Genomic DNA, 13,755 nt, shown 5'->3' on the forward strand with positions numbered 1-13,755 from the left:
GGGCGCACGGGCTACCCCAGCATGACGGCGCGCCGGCGCAACACGGCCGAGCACAGCATCGAGGTGGTGGGCGCCCAGCTGCGCGCCATGATGCCCTGGATCGCCAAGAACAAGCTGGTCGACCAGAGCCGCAACTGATTTCGAACGAAGGAACGCCCACGCCATGCCGCAGGACGTACAGGAACACAAGGTCGCCATCGTCACGGGCGCGGCGCGCGGCATCGGCCTGGCCAGCGCGCGCTGGTTCCTGGCACGCCAGTGGCGCGTGGTCATCGTCGACAAGGACGCGCCCGCGCTGAACGCGGCGCGCGAGCAACTCGAATGGGAAGCGCCGGGCCGCTCGCTCGCCCTGCCCGCCGACGTGTCCCACCCGGCGCAGGTGGCCGATGTGGTCGCGACCGTGGACACCACCTGGCAACGCATCGACGCGCTGGTGAACAACGCGGGCGTGGCCGTCTTCAAGCCGCTGGTGCAGACCAGCTTCGAGGAGTGGCGCTACGTGATGGCCACCAACCTCGACGGCGCCTACCTCTGCAGCCAGGCCGTGGTGCCGGTGATGCGCCGCCAGGGCGGCGCCATCGTCAACATCGCCTCCATCTCGGGCCTGCGCGCGAGCACGCTGCGCGTGGCCTACGGCACCAGCAAGGCCGCGCTCATCCACCTGACCAAGCAGCAGGCGGTGGAGCTCGCGGGCCTGGGCATCCGCTGCAACGCCATCGCGCCCGGCCCGGTGGAAACGGCCATGGCCCAACAGGTGCACACGGCGGAGATCCGCGCCGACTACCACGCGGCGGTGCCGCTCGCGCGCTACGGCTCGGAAGAGGAGATCGCCAACGGCATCGGCTTCCTCTGCTCGCCGGAGGCCAGCTACGTCACCGGCCAGGTGCTGGCGGTGGACGGCGGCTTCGATGCGGCGGGGGTGGGCCTGCCCACGCTCAGGCGGGATTTCGGCGGGGTCTGAGGGGCCCGTCTTATCTGGGGTGTCGAGGCGCCCGCCGTTGGGTGCGGCGGGCCCGGACCCGGCGTTGGCCGCCGCTGCCGACAGGCCTCTTCAACTCCTGGCGCGCGGCTTCAGGCGGAAGCTGACGCCGAGCCGGTTGATCGCGTTCATGGCGGCGATGGTCAGGGTCAGGTCCACCAGATCCTTCTCGCCGAACACGGCCAGCGCCGCGGCGTAGGCTTCGTCGGACGCATGCGTTTCGCTCACGCGCGTCACTTCTTCCGACCAGGCCAGCGCGGCACGCTCTTGCTCGGTGAACAGATACTCGGCCTCATGCCAGACCGGCACCAGCACCGCCTTGTCGACCGATACGCCCTCTTTGATCAGGTCGCGGGTGTGAATGTCGATGCAGTGGGCGCACCCGTTGATCTGCGACACACGCAGGAAAACCAGATGGATGAGCGTGCTGGGCAGGTTCGTGCCGTTCACGACATGGTGGTGCAAGGCGCCCATTGCCTTGGCGCCCTCGGGGGATACAGCAAACCAGTTCGCGCGATTCATGAGGCTCAGTCCTTTCTATGGGTGGTCTTTGACGGCCAGCACTCGGCCAATCCCACCCAAGACGGACAGCACCCGCGCCTTGTGACAAACGGCGGCGATGCGCACCCCGCAGACGAGCCTCACCAAGGCCTGGATGCCTTCGACCACGCCAGGACCACGCCAATGGTCCCCACGCCCGACACGCCAACCCAGTGGCGCACCGCAGGCAAGCGCCCTCACTCCCGCTCCACCCAGGCCCCGCCCTCTTCGTCCCGGCACCACTGCCGCCAGCCGTGGCGGTACGCGTGCTGCACATAGGGTCCGCGCAGGATGCGGGGGTCGGCTTCGGTGCTGTGTTCCTGGCCCAGCAGGTAGACCGCGCCGGCCCAGGCGCTGACCCGCGTGGGCCGGGCACGGCGCAGGGCTTCGTCCGCGAGGGCCGCCGCCTGCTCCACCGAACCGGCGCGCACCAGGAAGCCCGTGTCCGGCCCGTTGGGGCCGCCGGTGAAGGGGTCGTCGGCGTCGTTGCCCCAGCGGATGACTTCGTAGAGGTTCATGAAAAACGTCACCCGTTTCAAGGGCCGGGGCAGTGTACCGTCGGGGGCTATACCAACCGTCCCCCAGCCCTCGCATGAAGCCCCATCGCGCCGCCCCGATCCTCGCCGCCGCCCTGCTCGCGCTGTCGTTCACCGCCGGGGCCCAAACCCCAGGCAACCAGGGCAAGCTCGACTTCCAGCCGCCGGACCTGCCGGCCGAGCTCAAGGGGTTGAAGAGCCTGCAGCAGATCGGCGGCGCCTGCGACATGCTCTTCAACCGCACCACCAAGAGCCTCAGCCAGGAGTACTTCAAGTCCACCGACAGCGCGCGGGCCGGCACGGTCTTCGGCTGGATGCGCGACCTCTCCGCGCGCCGGCATGCGCTGGACACCGCCGGCCTGACGGGCATGGGCATCGTGCCGGCCGACATTCCGGTGATCCAGCAGGCCTTCCGCGCCCCAAACATGAGCCCCGCCGGCATGGAGCGCGCCTTCAAGTTCTGCGACGAGCTGGGCGACTCGGTCACGGCGGCGGTCAAGCAGGCGCTGGACGCCAGCGGGTGGGCGGACTACCAGGCCCAGGTGTCCAGGCGCACGCTCAAGGCGCTGATGGACCACGCCCCCGCCGAGAAGAAGAACAACTGAGGCGGCCCGCCCGCCTCACTGCACCGGCGCCACCGCCAGCAGGTGGTTCGAGAAGCTGGTCTCCGTTTCGCAGCGCCAGGTCGCCCACAGCTTGCAGCCCTCGGGCGCGCCCTCGTCCAGCTCCAGCGCGAGCCAGTTGCGCGCCGCCATCACGTGCTTGTCGTGGCCGGGGAACAGCATCATCTCGGCCACGTACATCACGTCGATGGCCTGCGGGTGCTTGGCGCTGGCGTTCAGCCAGGACAGGAACAGCCGCTCCATCACGCCCATGAGCGAGGGGTGCACCACCGCCGACGAGGTGAACTGGTGCATCTGCGACCAGGTCTCGGAGGCCGGCAGGTCCTTGCGGTAGGCCGTGCCCCAGGCGGCCACGTGCACGTCGCCCGAGACCAGCGACACGCGGATCTTCTTGTCCTTGGCCAGGGCCGAGAACACCTCCAGCAGGCGCTTGCGCTCGCCCTCGTGGTCGTCGTGCGACCAGTGGTCCTTCAGGTCGTCGGCGTTGCTGTCGGTCACGTGGTCGGCGCCGAATTTGTCGAGCAGCAGCTCGGCCAATGAAAGCTTGGGGTGCACCACGGGCACCGAGGACATGAACAGCAGGTGCCGGCAGGGCTTGGATTTCGCCGGGCTGTCGCTGCCGGGCAGCGCGCCCAGCCAGGCCTTGATCTCGCGCCAGGTGTCGGTGCCCATCACCTGGTTGCGCGAGCGCTCGGTGCGCAGGTCGGCCGCGACGACGGCCAGCGGGCCGAGCGAGTACACCGAGGTGAAGCCCGGCTGCCGGTCCAGCAAGGGCAGCGCCAGCGGGTCCTTGGCCAGGACCTTGCTCCACGCGATGGGTTGGAACAGCGGGTCTTGTGTCGAGAAGCCCGGTGGCGTCGCGTCCTGCAGCTCGGGCAGCTCGTCCAGCGCGTGCTGCATCTGGAACACCCAGAAGGCGCGGCGCGCATGGCGGAACAGGGCCTGGAACAGCGGGCTGTGCTGCATCTCACCGCTGTAGGAACCCCAGCCGTCGAAGATGTCGTGGTCGTCCCACATCATGAGGGTGGGGATGCGCGACAGGGCCGTGGCCGCGTCCAGCGCGGGCGTCTGGGCGGACCAGGAACTGCGGTCCTTGGGCAGCCAGCGCTGGCGGTACAGGCCGAAGTAGTAATCGGCGATCTTCTTGTCCAGCGCGGCCGTCACCGGAAAACTCAGCTGGTCCGCGCGCGGCAGGGCCACCCACTGGCGCAGCGCCTCGATCTCTTCCCAGATGGCGTCGAAGTAGATCTGGTCGCCGCCCATGAGCATGAGGTGGAAGCGCTGCAGCTGCTTGTCGTGGATGCGGCGCTCGTGCCAGAGCTGCTCCTTGTCCAGCAGCTTGGGCTCACCCGAGGGCAGCGGCACGCGCAGGGACTTGTCGTGGCTGAACAGAAGGTCTTCCCACACGGCGTTGGAGGTGCGCACCAGCTTGCGCATCACCGCCGGGTCCGAGAAGCCGTTGCAGGACACGTAGGCCATTCGCGGCGCCTCGTCCTTGGCCGGCACGGTCATCGCCCAGCGCGGCCCGCCGACGACGCCGTAGCCCACCAAACGCTCGTTCTTGAGCCGCTTGCACGACAGGTCGTAGCGCAGGTAGCGCTCGCCCGAGGTGAGCAGCAGCTCGCGGGGCTGGGGGCACGGCTTGCCGTCCACCTCCAGGGTGGGGATGGGCGCGGCCTCCTTCAGGCCGATGAGCGCGGTCACCTTCCAGGTGCCCCCGTCGCTGCCCCGGAAGGACAGCACGGGGCCGAGCAGCAGGTCTTTCTCGTTCATGGGGTTCTCCGTCCGGGCCTGGGGTGGGGCCGGCCCGGCGAGCATGAACCGGTTTCCGACGACCCAGGCGACCGGCAATGGACGAATGGGGGATGTGCCGCGCTGCCATTCTGGGCCTGCTCGCTGGGGCCACCGGCATGTACGCGCTGATGCAGGCGCGCTGACAGCCAGCCCATGACCACCGCCGTCAGCGAGAACGTCGTCCTGGAATGGGGGGGCTTTCCCCTCAAGCCAGAATCGCAATGGCGGCGCCGACCACGGCCATGATGCTGCCGATCCAGGCCAGCACCGGGAAGCGTTCCCCGCGAAACACCGACATCAGGAAGATGTAAATCACTGGCGACATCGACGACAAGATCACGGCACGGACGATCCCTGCGCTGGCCAACGCGGCCAGCAAAAGGGTCATGCCACCGATCGTGCTGACCAGCGCGCTCACCAGGACAATGGGCAGGTGGGCGCTGCCCTTGGCGCGCGGCGCCCCCCGCAAGACCAGGAACACGGGAAGGAAGGCGACGGTGGCAGCGAAGGTCCGGACGAACGAGGCGAAGAACGGCGCCACCCCGTCGACCACTTCCTTGGCCAGCAACGCACCGGCGACCTGACAGGCGAGCGCCACGGCGACCAGCAAGAACCCCAGACGGGCCGTCGCGGGCTTGTGATACGTACCGCCGGCCTTCTCGGTCGGCGCGCGGAACATGACAGCCGCATACACCCCCGCGAAAGCCAGTGTCACGCCGAGAACGGTCAGGGGCTTCACCGCTTCGCGGAACAGGACGCTGCCCAGAACGGCGGTCAGCGGCGCGTGCAGCGCGAAAATGACCGAAGACCGGCGCGGCCCCAGCAGGAACACCGCCTGGAACAGGGCCGCCTCGCCCAGGGCCACGCCGATCACGCCCGAAGCCGCCAGATAGGCCATCGCTCGCGTGTTGCCGAGATGGACATCCCCGAGCGCGAACGCAATGAGAAACAGCGCCAGGGCCGCCGTGAAGAACCGGTACATCGAAAACCGGAACGTGCCGAGCGCCTCGACGCCCTTGTAGGCCACCAAGGGACCGATGGCCCAGCACACCGAGGCGCCCAGGGCGAAGCCTTCGCCCAGGAAAGGAACGGCCATCACACCGCGGCCTCGAGGACCGCCGCGCTTTGGTCGGGGCTTTCGGTGCGGACGACAGCATCCAGCGCGCCGATCCAGGCCAAGGCGAAGGTCTCGATGTCGGCGCGATCGAACAGGTTGTTGCGGTACTGGATCAGCAGGCTGGTGGCGCCGTCGTGCTCGCGGACGTAGGACATCTTGTCGAACTTGACGGCGAAGCCGAGGTCCGAGAACCCCCACTCGCTCGGGTCGGGCGGGCTGCGGCCCGCGCCGCAGAAGTTGAGTTGGCTGATGAAGATCGTGGTCAGCGGAAACCGCGATTGCTCGAACGGCAATCCCAGGTCGGCCACCAGCCGGTCGTACTGGTAGTGTTGGTGCGTCATCGCGCAGGCGACGTCCTGCATGGTCCGGCGCACGTGGTCCAGCGCGCTCTGGCCAGCGTCGCGGTGGCTGCGCACGCAGACGAGCGAAATGAAGTTGCCCACGAGTTCCTCGGTGCCCTGGATCTCGCGCCCGGCGGCGGGCGTGCCGATGACGAGGTCTGGCTGGTCCAGCAGCCGGTGGAGGGCCTGGAACTTGGCGCTCAGGTAAAGGCTGAACTCGGTCACCCTGTGCGCGCGCGCGTAGGCCTTGACCGCAGCGCGGGTGGCATCGGGCACCTTGACGCAATAGCCCTGACCTCGGTCGTGGCCCGGCCCGGTCCACTTCTCGGCGAAGACGTGCTTGCGGTAGGGCGTCGCGAACACCCGCGCCCAATAGGCCTGCGCGTCGGACCCCGGCCCGAAGCGCAGGGGTTCCTCCCGGGCGGCCCAGTCGGCATAGGCGAGGTAGTTGAACCGCGACGGGGCGGAAATGGCCCTGCCCTCTTCGAGGAAGCCGCGCAGCTGCGTCTCGACGAGGTTCATCGAGAAGCCGTCGCCGATCATGTGGTGCATGGCGAACACCACCGCCGACCGACTGCCCGGCAGGTTCGCGACACTGGCGCGAAACAGCGGCCAGGTGTCCGTGGGGATCTCGGCATTGGCCACGTCCAGTCGCAGGGCGTTCAGCATCCGGGCGGCGGCCTCGGCGGACTGGCCCGAGAAATCGTGCACCTCGATGTCGAGCGAGGTGGCGTCCATCAGAGGCGTTTCTTTCAGCAGGACGCCACCGCTGTGCTGCACGAAGCTCAGCCGCATCGAATCTTGGTGGCGCGACAGATCAAGCAGCCCGCGTTCGAGTCGTCTGGCATCGACCGCATGGTCGAACTTCAGCACCCGCACCATCGTCGCCCAGGAGCGGTTGCCCTCTGGCATGTAGATGTTCCACCAGCGGCGCTGCTGCGGCGACAAGGCATAGGTCTCAGCCCGGCGAAGGCGCGGAATCTCGACGTGCGCATGCGCGAGCGAACGGTCGATCAGCGCGGCGATCTCGGCCAGGCTGGCCAGGGCGAAGACGTCCGCAAAGGCCAGCGACTTGCCCAGCTCGTCTTCGATCTTGCCGATCAGAAAGGCCACGTGGATCGAGGTGGCGCCCAGGCCGAACAGGTCGGCCGTGGCGCGGGGAACTTCGCATGCCAGGATCGCGCCGACCGCGCGGCATACCCAGGCTTCGGTGTCGGTGGCGGCGGCCTCGCGCCCTTCGTCGGCGGGCACCAGCAGATCGGCCAGGCGCGCCCGATCAATCTTGCCATTGGCGTTCTTGGGAAACGCCGCCACCTTGCGCCAGATCGTTGGAACGATGGCCTGCGGGAGATGGCGGAGGGCATGGTCGCGCGGGGCGTTGTGGGGCAGGGCTTCGCCTGCCGGCCCGGCGATCCAGACCGCCGCCAGCCGTGGCTCGGACCCGCCGTGCGGCGTGGTGGCGAAGACGCAGATGTCCTGCGCACCCGGATAGCCCTGCAGCGCCTGAGTGACCTCGTTGGGGTGAACCCGGACCCCATTGATCTTCACCTCGTCGTCGGCCCGTCCGACGATCACCAGATCGCCCGCGGCCGACACCTCGCCCAGGTCGCCGGTGCGGTAGGACACGGTCCCGTCGCCGTTGCGCGCGAACCGCGCGTTCTCGGCCGCGGGGGCATTGATGTAGCCCAGCGTGGCGTGGCGCGTAGTGATCACCACTTCGCGCCCCGGGCCGGCGCCGCCGAACCCGAACGACGTGCCCGGCAGAGGGCGGCCGACCGGGATCGGTGCGGGGTCACCGGCATCGACCCGTCCCACCCGAAAGAAGAACTTGGCCAGCGTGGTTTCCGAGGGGCCGTAGAGGTTCACGTACTCGGTGGTTCCCGCGAACGCCGCGCGCAGCTCGGCCACGGTGGCGGGATAGAGCTTCTCGCCCGCCAGGAAGACCAGCCGCAGCTGGGGAACGGCATCGCCCATCGCGCGGGCCCAGAGTTTGGCGACCGATGGCACCGCGTGGACGACCGTGACCCTCTCGCCGGCCAGCCAGTGCGCCGTGGCGCGCGGCGTCGCGAGGTGCCGGTCCGAGGGAATGACCAGCACCCCGCCGTGCAGCAGCGGCAGGAAGATGTCGCGCAGCGACACGTCGAACCCCACTGGCGTGAGGAACGAGACGCGGTCGCCGGCCGACAGGCCGAACTCCGCACCTTGCCAACGGACGAAATGCACCAGTGCCGACACCGAACCGAGGATCGCCTTGGGCTGGCCGGTGCTGCCCGAGGTGAACATGACATAGCCGGGCCTTTCCCCGTCGTTCGGATGGCCAGGAATCGCACTGGGCCACCCCGTCGCGTGCAGGCCGTCGTCCGTGATGACGGTTTGTGGCGGCACGGCGTCCATCATCGTCTGGACGCGGGCGTCGGGAAGGCGGGGGTCGATGGGCATGGCCACGGCGCCGAGCGACAGGACCGCCAGGAGATCGACCACATACCGCTCGGATTTCTCGCGGCGAATGGCGACGACGTCGCCGTCGCGCACCAGGGGCGCCAGCTCACGCGCGCGCGCATCCACCAGGGCGATCAGCTCGCCATAGGACAGGGTCCGGCCGTCGCATTCCACGCAGGTTCGCATCCACTGGGCAGGCTGGACACAGCGGTCAAGCCGAAAGCAATCCGGAGGTGTCATCGAATGTCCCGTTTCTCAATGGGTTCGCCCGGTCGCCTTGGGCCGGACGCTTGCCGCGCCGTGCGCCATCAACCGTTCACGATGCGGACTTGGGCCTGCAGCATGTGCACCTTGTGCATGTCCAGCGACCGGACGTTCACCGTCTTCATCAGCCAGCGGTTCATGACCGCGCCTTCGTCGCCGATGCGCACGACTTCCTTGTTGTGAATGCACTCATTGTTCGCCGATCCAACGAAGTCGCCCTTGAGGATCAGCAGGCGCTTCTTCAGCGCATGCAGGGCACGCACGACTTCGTCCACCAGTTCCTGGGAGGCCCTGTCGAGGCCGACCGTTCTGTTCTCAAAGAAGCGAATGTCGTGGTCGGTCGCCCCGCCCAAGATGGGGTGGACGGGCGCCGGGCCCAGCCTCTTGTTCGGCGACGACAGGGTCAGGTCGTCGTAGGGCGTGTGAAACTTTTCCTCGCGCAGGCCCTTCAGCACGCGCTCGTCGAGGTACGCCAGCAGGTCGCGGTTGCGCACGAACGAGGTATGGATCTCGTTCTGCGCAGAGGCCCGCAGCCCGAGAATGTTCACCCAGTCGGGGCGGACAAAGTGGTTCGCCAGGTCTTTGTGGAAGAAGATGGACTTGGCCGCCTTCTGGGACTGCGTGGCCATCAGCGAGCGCATCGGGTGGATGTCCTGAAAGACATCGCCGTCGTTCACGTTGATGTAGCCGATCGGTTGCTGCCCCATCAATTCGGCATAGAGCACCAAGAAGGCTTCGGCAACGTAGGTGGTCTTGCGGTTTCGCTTGTCGACGACCGGGTTGTCAAGGTCGAGCATCGGCAGCTCGGGGTCGACCGGGCAGTTCTTGAGAAGCACGTACGGGTCGTCAAATGAATTGACGCGTCTTTTGGCGCAACACAAGCGGCGGAAGTCCTCGGGGATGGGGCCGGTTTCGGCCATCACCCGCAGAACGTCGGACCGAAAACCGGCGTAGCTCTTGTAGGGATTGGTCCGAATCTCCAACAAGCGCCGGGTGAGCGCTTCGTTGGCGTCATTCGAGAAGACGTAGTCCACTGTCATCTCCCACATAGGAAAGCTCCTTTCCATGGCGCAACGCTTGGCTCGGCGATGGGTGCGCAGCCCATGCGATGCCACCTTCCCACCCGTTCAAGTCAAAAGGTCGCGAATTCTCGGAACCCGACGGACAGGTGTCACGCCACTGATGGGGGACAGTGATTCAATGTTCATGACCCGCCCTGGGCCGCGCGCTGAACGCCAGCCCAAGGGCCAGGTGCGGCTCAGCCGCCCAAGCGCTGGCCGTCGGCGTCGCTCACCGTCAGGCGCACGTCCATGCCGGCGCGCACGCTCTGCGTGACGGTGCAGAAGGCCTCGAACTGCGAGAGCACGCGGTCCAGGTGCTCCAGCTCGGTGGCGGGCTTGCCCAGGCTCAGCGCCACGTCCACGCCCGTGACCCGCAGGCGCTTGTCTTCGTTGCGGCCGATGGTGGCGGTGGCCGTGGCGCGCAGGGTGCCCGGGTCCTGCTTGTACTTCTGCAGCGAGAACAACAGGCTGGCGCTCAGGCAGTTGGCCACGGCCGCGAGCAGCAGGTGCTCGGGCGAAGGGCCTTCGCCCTGGCCCAGCGGCGCGGGCAGGTCCGCGTTGAGCGTGGGCAAGGCGTCGCCAAAATCAACGAGGAACTGGTAGTTCTTCTGGCGGGTGATGGTGACGCTGACGGAATCGCTCATGGTCAGGGGCGGGTGCGGTGGTGTGGGATGGCCACACCTTAGCGCGCGCGCGGCGGGCCAGGCTTGAGGCAGGTCAATACCGGTCGCCGCGGCGCACCACCCAAGGCACCTGCCGTGTCACACTGCGCCCGCCCCGCCCACGCCAAGCGGCGCGGGACATCGAACCCACCCCACCCCTCCGCTCCATCACCCGGCCCAGCCGCAACGCCCATGAGACACAGCGAACGACACCGAACCCACCGGACCGGCTGGCTGCGCGCCGCCGTGCTGGGCGCCAACGACGGCATCGTCTCCACCGCCAGCCTGGTGCTGGGCGTGGCGGCCACCGGGGCCGGCACCCAGGCCATTCTGGTGGCGGGCGTGGCCAGCCTGGTGGCCGGGGCCATGTCGATGGCGGCGGGGGAATACGTGTCGGTGAGTTCGCAGGCCGACACCGAAAACGCCGACCTGGCCCGCGAGAAAGCCGAACTGGCCGACAACCCCCAGCAGGAGCACGCGGAGCTCACCGCGATCTACGTGAAGCGCGGGCTCGACCACCCGCTGGCCTCGCAGGTGGCCACGCAGCTCATGCAAAAGAACGCGCTGGAAGCGCACGCCCGCGACGAGCTGGGCATATCGGACACGCTGGCCGCCAAACCCGTGCAGGCCGCGCTCGCCTCGGCCGCCACCTTTGCCACCGGCGCGGCGCTGCCCTTGCTGGTGGTGCTGCTGCTGCCGGCGTCGGCGCTCATGTGGGGGGTGGCGGGCACCTCGCTCTTCTTCCTGGCGGCGCTGGGCCTGATCGCGGCGCAGGCCGGCGGCTCACCGCTGCTGGTGTCGACCGCGCGCGTGAGCTTCTGGGGCGCCCTGGCCATGGGCCTGACCGCGGGCGTGGGGGCGCTGTTCGGGGTGGCTGCGTGAAGGCTCGGTCAAGGAGCGCGGCGAGGGCTCTTCACCGACGTTCGATTGACTGGCGGACCCGCGCCAACTAAACGCCCGACAGCACGGCATCCATCGCTGACACCAAGGCACTAGCCTGCATGGACACGTTGTCCACCGGTCGCCGCAAAAGCTTGGCAGGCAAGGGCGCGGCATAGTGCGCCAGCGCATGCAGGCGCTGACCTTTGACCACGATGACCGGACACAGTGCGGCCGGCACCTTATTGACCGAATCGAGCACGGCCAGTGGCATGGTCAGCCGCGTGGCCAGGGCATCGAGCAGCTCGCTCTGGATCACAACGACATAGGGAATGCCCTCGGCCGCACTGTGGCTGGGGTTGGTAAACACGTCGTACTGAGCCATCGGCTGTTCACCAAGGGCGCAAATCTGCACCTGGAATGCCGTGCGTTTCGAGGCGGGCGTTCTGGGCGGCGATCCAGTCGCCAAACTCGACGTTGAATGCCTTCTTGCGCGCGGCACGCGTGGACTTCTCGTGTCGGGTTTGCAGAGCCAGGTACTGTTCGGCCGAGAGGATCACGGTGTCGATCTGGCCGGCTTTCTCCACGAACACCGGTTCGCGCTTGGCCTGGGCGCAGAGGCTGCCAAAACGATTCTTGGCTTCGGTGGCGGTGACGCGCATGGCGGGCTCCTCAATAGATTGGCCATTTTAGCCATTCAGCAATCGTCAGCACACGAAGGCCGAGGCCTTGTCTCACAAGGGCCGCGTGCCCTTGCAGGCCGGGTAAGCCGAGCAGCCCCAGAACGCACTGCCGGCGCTGGCGCCGCGCTTGGCCACCCGGCGCACCATGGATTGGCTGCACACCGGGCAGGCGGGCACTGCGGCGGCCGACGCCGCCCCCGCAGCCGCTGGTGATGTCGAGGCTTGCGCGGCGCGGGGCGCCGAGGCCGCGCGCACGGGCGCCGTGGAGGCCCCTGCGGCGGGCCGGCCACTGCGAATGAGCTGCAGCAAGGCGGGGCCCGTGAGCAGCCGGATGTTGCGGCCCTGCGCGAAGGCCTCGGCCTCATCGGTGAACCGCCCCGAGCTGACGACGAAACCACCCGCCGCGCCGCGCGCGGCCATCACGCCAAACAGCTCGCGGACCACCGACACCCCGACCTTCAAGGCCTTCCATTGCTTGCACTGCACGACAAAGGTCTCGCCGTCTTTGCGCAGCACCAGATCGACGCCGCCGTCGGCCCCGCCACCGCCCGACTCCTGCACCGAGTAGCCGCGCTGGCGAAAGCCCTCGCCCACGAGGACCTCGAAGTCCCGCCAGGACATGCGCTCCAGCGCGTCGGCGGCGCTGCTATCCCGCACCTGCTGATGCAGGGCCTGGCGCTTGCGCCGCTGCAGAAAGGACAGCAACGCGCCCAGCAGACAGACCACGGGCACGATGAACTGGCCCGCCATGGCCAGCGCTTTGAGCCAGGTGCCCCAAATCAGCGAAGGGCCGATGCCGCCCGGGGTGAGCGGTGCCGACGGCGCCATGGCCACCGAGTGGAGCAGCAGATAGCCCACCGGGGCGAGCGCCACGCCCACCCACCAGGGCATCAGCGCCACGAGGTCGACAAGGTCACCTTGCGGGCTTCCTCGGGAGCGGGCTTCCACAAGGCATCAATCCACTGCAGGCCCCAGCAAGGGCCAGACCCGTGGCGCCGATCGAGGCGACCAATGCTTCGGACATCGGTCATCGCCATCACGGCCAGCATGTCCACCAGCGCCTCGTCACAGGCCACCAGGGACGTTTGCGACACCTTATGTCCCCTCCAGCAGCGCACGTCGTACACAAGCAGGTACCACGGCGCCTCCAAGGCACGGGTGACGACGGGCCAGTGGTTCTGCCTGCGCGTACTGCGAGAGGGATGGAGAACGGAGGCCGAGCCCTTGGCGGGGATGAACATAAATGTTCCTCTGAAACAGACTCAATTCTGCCTCAGGAAAGCCACCCCGGTAAATGCCAGGCGAACACTTTTGGAGTGACCCAGCCCACCCCTCCAGCCGTTGATCCGTTCGACATCTTGGTCGCCAACGTCATCGCCCTCCGCGCGAAGGGCAACTGGAGTATCCGTGCCTTGGCCGAGCAAGCGCAGTTGAGCCGAACCTTCGTGGCCAACCTGGAGAAGGGAAGCTCAAAACTGAGCTTGAGCGCCGTTGACCAGCTGGCGGGGGCCTTGGGTGTCACGACCAGTTCGCTTTTCGCTGCGAGGCCAGTCCCCAGAGATGGGGGAGCCAGCGTGATTGAGGAGGTGGTCGCGCAGAACCTCGTTTCAGCGCGCCAAGCGCTGAAGCTGACCCAGGAGACGCTGGGCCAGCAATCCGGCGTCAGCATGTACGTCATCGCGCACATCGAGCGTCAGGCGCGCAACCCCTCGCTGCAGACGTTGGCGAGGCTGGCCGTGCCCTTGCACCTGACGCTGGAAGAACTCCTGTCTGTTCCGGGCAAGGCCTCGGCTTCGCAGGACGCACCTCACAGCGCCGCCTGACCACACGCCGCGCG

The 13,755-nt window shown here is 68.0% G+C and carries 15 protein-coding genes and 1 pseudogene; 5 read left to right on the forward strand and 11 right to left on the reverse strand.

Annotation, left to right across the window (positions count from 1 at the left end):
- Both BHU06_RS22585 and BHU06_RS17605 read left to right on the forward strand, forming a co-directional pair.
- Nucleotides 1-138: pseudogene (locus BHU06_RS22585) on the forward strand (ketol-acid reductoisomerase); the annotation flags it as partial.
- A 25-nt stretch (nt 139-163) separates the two neighbouring features.
- Nucleotides 164-961: an SDR family NAD(P)-dependent oxidoreductase gene (locus BHU06_RS17605; RefSeq protein WP_070400518.1), complete on the forward strand. Its 798-nt coding sequence runs from the start codon at nt 164-166 to the stop codon at nt 959-961.
- Nucleotides 962-1,051: 90 nt separating this feature from the next.
- Here BHU06_RS17605 and BHU06_RS17610 read toward each other — a convergent pair whose 3' ends face one another.
- Both BHU06_RS17610 and BHU06_RS17615 read right to left on the reverse strand, forming a co-directional pair.
- The gene (locus BHU06_RS17610) at nt 1,052-1,501 is read right to left on the reverse strand and encodes a carboxymuconolactone decarboxylase family protein (RefSeq protein ID WP_070400519.1); all 450 of its coding nucleotides are present in this window, start codon (nt 1,499-1,501) and stop codon (nt 1,052-1,054) included.
- A gap of 215 nt (nt 1,502-1,716) precedes the next feature.
- Nucleotides 1,717-2,037 carry a hypothetical protein gene (locus BHU06_RS17615; RefSeq protein ID WP_070400520.1) on the reverse strand — a complete coding sequence of 107 codons (321 nt, stop codon included), beginning with the start codon at nt 2,035-2,037 and terminating at the stop codon, nt 1,717-1,719.
- 74 nt (nt 2,038-2,111) lie between these two features.
- Between BHU06_RS17615 and BHU06_RS17620 the strand changes: the two genes are divergently transcribed.
- Complete coding sequence (locus BHU06_RS17620; RefSeq protein WP_070400521.1) at nt 2,112-2,660, forward strand: hypothetical protein; 549 nt, start codon at nt 2,112-2,114, stop codon at nt 2,658-2,660.
- Between the two features lie 15 nt (nt 2,661-2,675).
- Here the strand turns inward: BHU06_RS17620 and BHU06_RS17625 are convergent, their stop codons facing one another.
- The 5 genes from BHU06_RS17625 to BHU06_RS17645 all read right to left on the reverse strand — a co-directional run bounded on the left by BHU06_RS17625 (nt 2,676) and on the right by BHU06_RS17645 (nt 10,338).
- Nucleotides 2,676-4,451, reverse strand: coding sequence for an alkaline phosphatase family protein (locus tag BHU06_RS17625; RefSeq protein WP_070400522.1), 1,776 nt, complete (start codon nt 4,449-4,451; stop codon nt 2,676-2,678).
- Between the two features lie 226 nt (nt 4,452-4,677).
- The gene (locus tag BHU06_RS17630; RefSeq protein WP_070400523.1) at nt 4,678-5,568 is read right to left on the reverse strand and encodes a DMT family transporter; all 891 of its coding nucleotides are present in this window, start codon (nt 5,566-5,568) and stop codon (nt 4,678-4,680) included.
- Nucleotides 5,568-8,543 carry a condensation domain-containing protein gene (locus BHU06_RS17635; RefSeq protein WP_070400524.1) on the reverse strand — a complete coding sequence of 992 codons (2,976 nt, stop codon included), beginning with the start codon at nt 8,541-8,543 and terminating at the stop codon, nt 5,568-5,570. Before BHU06_RS17635 ends, BHU06_RS17630 begins: the two co-directional genes overlap by 1 nt.
- Before the next feature lie 134 nt (nt 8,544-8,677).
- A complete protein-coding gene (locus tag BHU06_RS17640; RefSeq protein ID WP_139147101.1) occupies nt 8,678-9,667 on the reverse strand; it encodes a hypothetical protein in 990 nt (329 codons plus the stop codon).
- Nucleotides 9,668-9,891: 224 nt separating this feature from the next.
- Nucleotides 9,892-10,338 carry an OsmC family protein gene (locus tag BHU06_RS17645; RefSeq protein ID WP_070400525.1) on the reverse strand — a complete coding sequence of 149 codons (447 nt, stop codon included), beginning with the start codon at nt 10,336-10,338 and terminating at the stop codon, nt 9,892-9,894.
- Nucleotides 10,339-10,548: 210 nt separating this feature from the next.
- Between BHU06_RS17645 and BHU06_RS17650 the strand changes: the two genes are divergently transcribed.
- Nucleotides 10,549-11,238: a VIT family protein gene (locus BHU06_RS17650; RefSeq protein WP_070400526.1), complete on the forward strand. Its 690-nt coding sequence runs from the start codon at nt 10,549-10,551 to the stop codon at nt 11,236-11,238.
- Nucleotides 11,239-11,305: 67 nt separating this feature from the next.
- Here the strand turns inward: BHU06_RS17650 and BHU06_RS17655 are convergent, their stop codons facing one another.
- From BHU06_RS17655 to BHU06_RS22880, 4 genes are all read right to left on the reverse strand, one after another.
- Nucleotides 11,306-11,620, reverse strand: a complete 315-nt coding sequence (locus BHU06_RS17655) for a CcdB family protein (RefSeq protein WP_070400527.1) — start codon at nt 11,618-11,620, stop codon at nt 11,306-11,308.
- Nucleotides 11,621-11,627: 7 nt separating this feature from the next.
- On the reverse strand, nt 11,628-11,897 hold the full coding sequence (locus BHU06_RS17660; protein WP_070400528.1) for a type II toxin-antitoxin system Phd/YefM family antitoxin: 270 nt from the start codon (nt 11,895-11,897) through the stop codon (nt 11,628-11,630).
- 72 nt (nt 11,898-11,969) lie between these two features.
- Complete coding sequence (locus tag BHU06_RS17665) at nt 11,970-12,809, reverse strand: restriction endonuclease (protein WP_070400667.1); 840 nt, start codon at nt 12,807-12,809, stop codon at nt 11,970-11,972.
- Nucleotides 12,809-13,159 (reverse strand): hypothetical protein, encoded by a 351-nt coding sequence (locus BHU06_RS22880; protein WP_070400529.1) that lies wholly within the window; start codon nt 13,157-13,159, stop codon nt 12,809-12,811. The genes BHU06_RS17665 and BHU06_RS22880 overlap by 1 nt, the downstream gene beginning before the upstream one ends.
- 75 nt (nt 13,160-13,234) lie before the next feature.
- On the opposite strand from BHU06_RS22880, the gene BHU06_RS17675 reads away from it, so the two are divergent.
- Nucleotides 13,235-13,741, forward strand: coding sequence for a helix-turn-helix domain-containing protein (locus tag BHU06_RS17675; protein ID WP_070400530.1), 507 nt, complete (start codon nt 13,235-13,237; stop codon nt 13,739-13,741).
- The last annotated feature ends 14 nt before the right edge of the window (nt 13,742-13,755 follow it).

Origin of the sequence: Hydrogenophaga sp. PML113 (assembly GCF_001777155.1) — a bacterium.
Taxonomy (GTDB): Bacteria; Pseudomonadota; Gammaproteobacteria; order Burkholderiales; family Burkholderiaceae_C; genus Hydrogenophaga; species Hydrogenophaga borbori.

Excerpts from the sequence above, each read along its gene's own strand:
- BHU06_RS17660 (WP_070400528.1), bottom strand. The coding sequence starts at position 11,897 with ATGCGCGTCACCGCCACCGAAGCCAAGAATCGTTTTGGCAGCCTCTGC.
- BHU06_RS17610 (WP_070400519.1), bottom strand. The coding sequence starts at position 1,501 with ATGAATCGCGCGAACTGGTTTGCTGTATCCCCCGAGGGCGCCAAGGCA.
- BHU06_RS17650 (WP_070400526.1), top strand. The coding sequence starts at position 10,549 with ATGAGACACAGCGAACGACACCGAACCCACCGGACCGGCTGGCTGCGC.
- BHU06_RS17645 (WP_070400525.1), bottom strand. The coding sequence starts at position 10,338 with ATGAGCGATTCCGTCAGCGTCACCATCACCCGCCAGAAGAACTACCAG.
- BHU06_RS22880 (WP_070400529.1), bottom strand. The coding sequence starts at position 13,159 with ATGTTCATCCCCGCCAAGGGCTCGGCCTCCGTTCTCCATCCCTCTCGC.
- BHU06_RS17655 (WP_070400527.1), bottom strand. The coding sequence starts at position 11,620 with ATGGCTCAGTACGACGTGTTTACCAACCCCAGCCACAGTGCGGCCGAG.
- BHU06_RS17605 (WP_070400518.1), top strand. The coding sequence starts at position 164 with ATGCCGCAGGACGTACAGGAACACAAGGTCGCCATCGTCACGGGCGCG.
- BHU06_RS17630 (WP_070400523.1), bottom strand. The coding sequence starts at position 5,568 with ATGGCCGTTCCTTTCCTGGGCGAAGGCTTCGCCCTGGGCGCCTCGGTG.
- BHU06_RS17620 (WP_070400521.1), top strand. The coding sequence starts at position 2,112 with ATGAAGCCCCATCGCGCCGCCCCGATCCTCGCCGCCGCCCTGCTCGCG.
- BHU06_RS17625 (WP_070400522.1), bottom strand. The coding sequence starts at position 4,451 with ATGAACGAGAAAGACCTGCTGCTCGGCCCCGTGCTGTCCTTCCGGGGC.
- BHU06_RS17665 (WP_070400667.1), bottom strand. The coding sequence starts at position 12,809 with ATGCCCTGGTGGGTGGGCGTGGCGCTCGCCCCGGTGGGCTATCTGCTG.
- BHU06_RS17615 (WP_070400520.1), bottom strand. The coding sequence starts at position 2,037 with ATGAACCTCTACGAAGTCATCCGCTGGGGCAACGACGCCGACGACCCC.